Origin of the sequence: Mesorhizobium sp. M7A.F.Ca.CA.004.04.2.1, from assembly GCF_004022825.1 — a bacterium.
Lineage (GTDB): Bacteria > Pseudomonadota > Alphaproteobacteria > Rhizobiales > Rhizobiaceae > Mesorhizobium.
The window spans coordinates 1-2,840 of record NZ_RZPH01000797.1 but is presented as its reverse complement, the minus strand read 5'-3'; the positions used below and the strand labels follow the sequence as shown (position 1 = coordinate 2,840).

Annotated in this window: 3 protein-coding genes; all 3 read right to left on the bottom strand. The window is 66.8% G+C overall.

From position 1 onward, the window contains the following. On the bottom strand, positions 1–928 hold a 928-nt coding region (locus EN893_RS27185), incomplete at its 3' end, for a sugar ABC transporter ATP-binding protein (RefSeq protein ID WP_164901142.1). Then, a complete protein-coding gene (locus tag EN893_RS27180; protein WP_127266682.1) occupies positions 925–2,304 on the bottom strand; it encodes a carbohydrate kinase in 1,380 nt (459 codons plus the stop codon). The genes EN893_RS27180 and EN893_RS27185, both read right to left, overlap by 4 nt. Then, positions 2,301–2,840, bottom strand: a 540-nt coding sequence (locus EN893_RS27175; protein WP_164901141.1) for a DeoR/GlpR family DNA-binding transcription regulator, incomplete at its 5' end; no start/stop codon positions are given. The genes EN893_RS27180 and EN893_RS27175, both read right to left, overlap by 4 nt.

Below are 2,840 nucleotides of genomic sequence, written 5' to 3'. Positions count from 1 at the left end.
GGGAAAGCTCGGTACGGCCGGAGCCGACCAGACCCGCCAGCGCCAGCACCTCGCCCTTGTGCAGGTCGAACGAACAGTTTTTCAGGAGACGGCCGTCGGACATGCCACGCACCGAGAGCGCCACCGCGCGCTTTTCGTCCGGCGGCCGATGATCCTTCTTGTAGAAAGCCGACAGATCGCGGCCGACCATCATCGACACCAGGCGCGAGGCGCTGAGGTCGGCACGCTCGAGCGTACCGACATAACCGCTGTCGCGCAGCACGCTGACGCGATCCGCAAGCTGGTAGACCTCTTCCATGCGGTGACTGATGTAGATGATGGCGATGCCTTGCGATTTCAGCGTCGCGATGACCTCGAACAGCCGGTCGGTCTCGCGCGAGGTCAGCGACGTGGTCGGCTCGTCCATGACGATGATGCGCGCATTGGTCGACAGCGCGCGGGCGATCTCGACCAATTGGCGCTCGCCGAGCGACAGGCTGGAGACCATGTCGCGGGCCGAAAAGGAGACGCCCAGACGCGCGACGATCTCCCTGGCGCGCCGGGTGCACTGGTCGCGGTCGACGATACCGAAGCGTCGCGGCTCGTTGCCGAGGAAGATGTTTTGCGCCACCGTCAGATTGGGCGCCAGCGACAGCTCCTGATAGATCACCGCGACGCCGCTGGCGCGCGCCTTGATCGGATCGCCGGTCGCGGCCGGCATGCCGTCGATCAGGATCTCGCCGCCGGCATCCGGCCGATAGGCGCCTGAAAGCACTTTCATCAATGTCGACTTGCCGGCGCCGTTTTCGCCCATCAAGGCGTGCAGCTCGCCGGCGTGGACGCTGAGCGAGACATCGTGCAAGGCACGGATGGTGCCGAACGTCTTGGAGATGTGCCGCATCTCCAGCACCGGCTGGCGCGCGGTCTCGGCCCTGGCAATCGCACTCATCGCGCGCCTCCCACTGCCGCATCAGCGACGCCGCGGTCCATGGTGGCGTCGCGCCAATTGCTGCGATAGCCTGCCAACCCGGTGAAACGCGATGCGCGCACCGGCTCCGGAACTTCGGCGGCGAATTCGCGCCCGACGCTCTCGAAGGCGAGCGCCGCGGCACCCGTGGCGCTGCCCTCCAGCGTGGCGCCCTGCAGGAAGGCCTGGCCGGGACGCAACTGCGCCAGCAGCCCGGCGAGCACACCGCCTGTGTTCAGCCCGCCATCGACGATCACGGTGTTGTTCGAATGGATGAGGTCGAGGCAGAGATCGACCATCAGCGCGACATAGAGCAGCGCCGCGGCCGCGCGTTCCTCGGCATTGGGCGCGCGCCCGACCAGTCGGCCGGAATGCCCCGACATCGGCCCGCCCGGCGCAAAGCTCGGCAGCGCCATGATGCCGGCATCGATCACCCGCTGCACCACTGGGCCGGCGATCTCGCCTTGCCAGCCGGCGCTGATTGTTGCGAATTCGCGCCCGCCCATGAAGCGGATGGTCGGTACTGGGCCGCCGCCGACATCGACGTTGACCAGCATGTCGCGATCCCGGTCGAGTGCGTCGAGCGGGCAGTCCGGATTGAGCACGATGACCCAGGTGCCGGTCGAAACGACGGTGACCGGGCCAAGCTCCTGCCGGCGATAGGCATGCAGCGCCGCATTCGAGTCATGGACGCCGTTGTGGATGGCGATCGGTCGCGCCGCGGCGCCGAGGCGGTGCTCGCCGATAACAGTGCCGGCGCGCTCGAAGGCAGGCATCCGGTCACGCCAGCCCTGCGCGTCGACCAGCGAGGAAAAGTCTTGGCGGCGCGGCGCCCACAGATGCGAATGGCAGCCGAGATAGGACACTTCCGAGACCGCCCGCCCGCCAAGGCGCCAGCTCCAGTATTGCGGATAGCCGAGGATCGATTTCGACGCAGCGAACGCGTCCGGATCGACCTCCTGCAGCCACAGCATGTGGCGGCCGTAGTTGAAGCCGAGCGGCAGCCGCGGCGAGAACGTCTCGGAAAAGTCAGGAATGCGGCGATCGATCCGCGCGGCAATCTCGGCCGGCGGCTCTTGCTCGTAATCGAGGATCGGACGCGTCAGCGCCGCCTCGTCGACCAAGGCAAAGGTGCAGCCATGGCCCGACACCATCACCCCTTCCACTCCATGACCGTCGACCGCATCGGCAACGGCGCTGAGCGCCCAATGGTGGAGGGCCGCCTCGTCGAGCACGCTGAAGCCGTCTTGGCGCACCCATTTCGGCTGTGTCCGGCGCTCGTCGATGATCCGCCCGTCCTGGCCGAAGACGAACAGCTTCGAATTGGTCTTGCCGAAATCGAGGACAGCCACCTTCACTGGATGGCTCCCGAGGCTATCCGCACCATGACGCCGGCGTCTTCCAGCATGCGCGCATCTGCGTCGGAGAGGCCGTCGTCGGTGACCAGCGTGCCGATGCGCGAAAGCGGCAGCGCGACATTGCGCGCGTGGATCGACAGTTTGCGGCTATCGGCCAGCACCACGATCTGGTCGGCGCAGAGGCTGAGATCGACGATCGAGCGTACCAGCAGCGGGTGCGATTCCATCACGCCTTCCTGGCCAAGGCCTTGCGCGCCGAGAAAGAATTTGGAGGCGTAGAAAGGCACGGCCTGGGTGAGCGAATGGATGATGCCGGGCTCGCGATGCAGATCACCGCCGGCAACCGTCAGGCTGCAATGGCCGTGGTCGCTGAGATAGGCCGCCAGCGGCATCGAGTTGGTGTAGAGGCGGATGTTGCGCTCGGCGAGCTTGACCCCGAGATGGAAGCAGGTCGAGCCGCCATGCACGATAACGGCGTCGCCGTCACGCACCATGGTCGCCGCCAGAGCGGCGATCTGCCGCTTGGCCTCGACCGC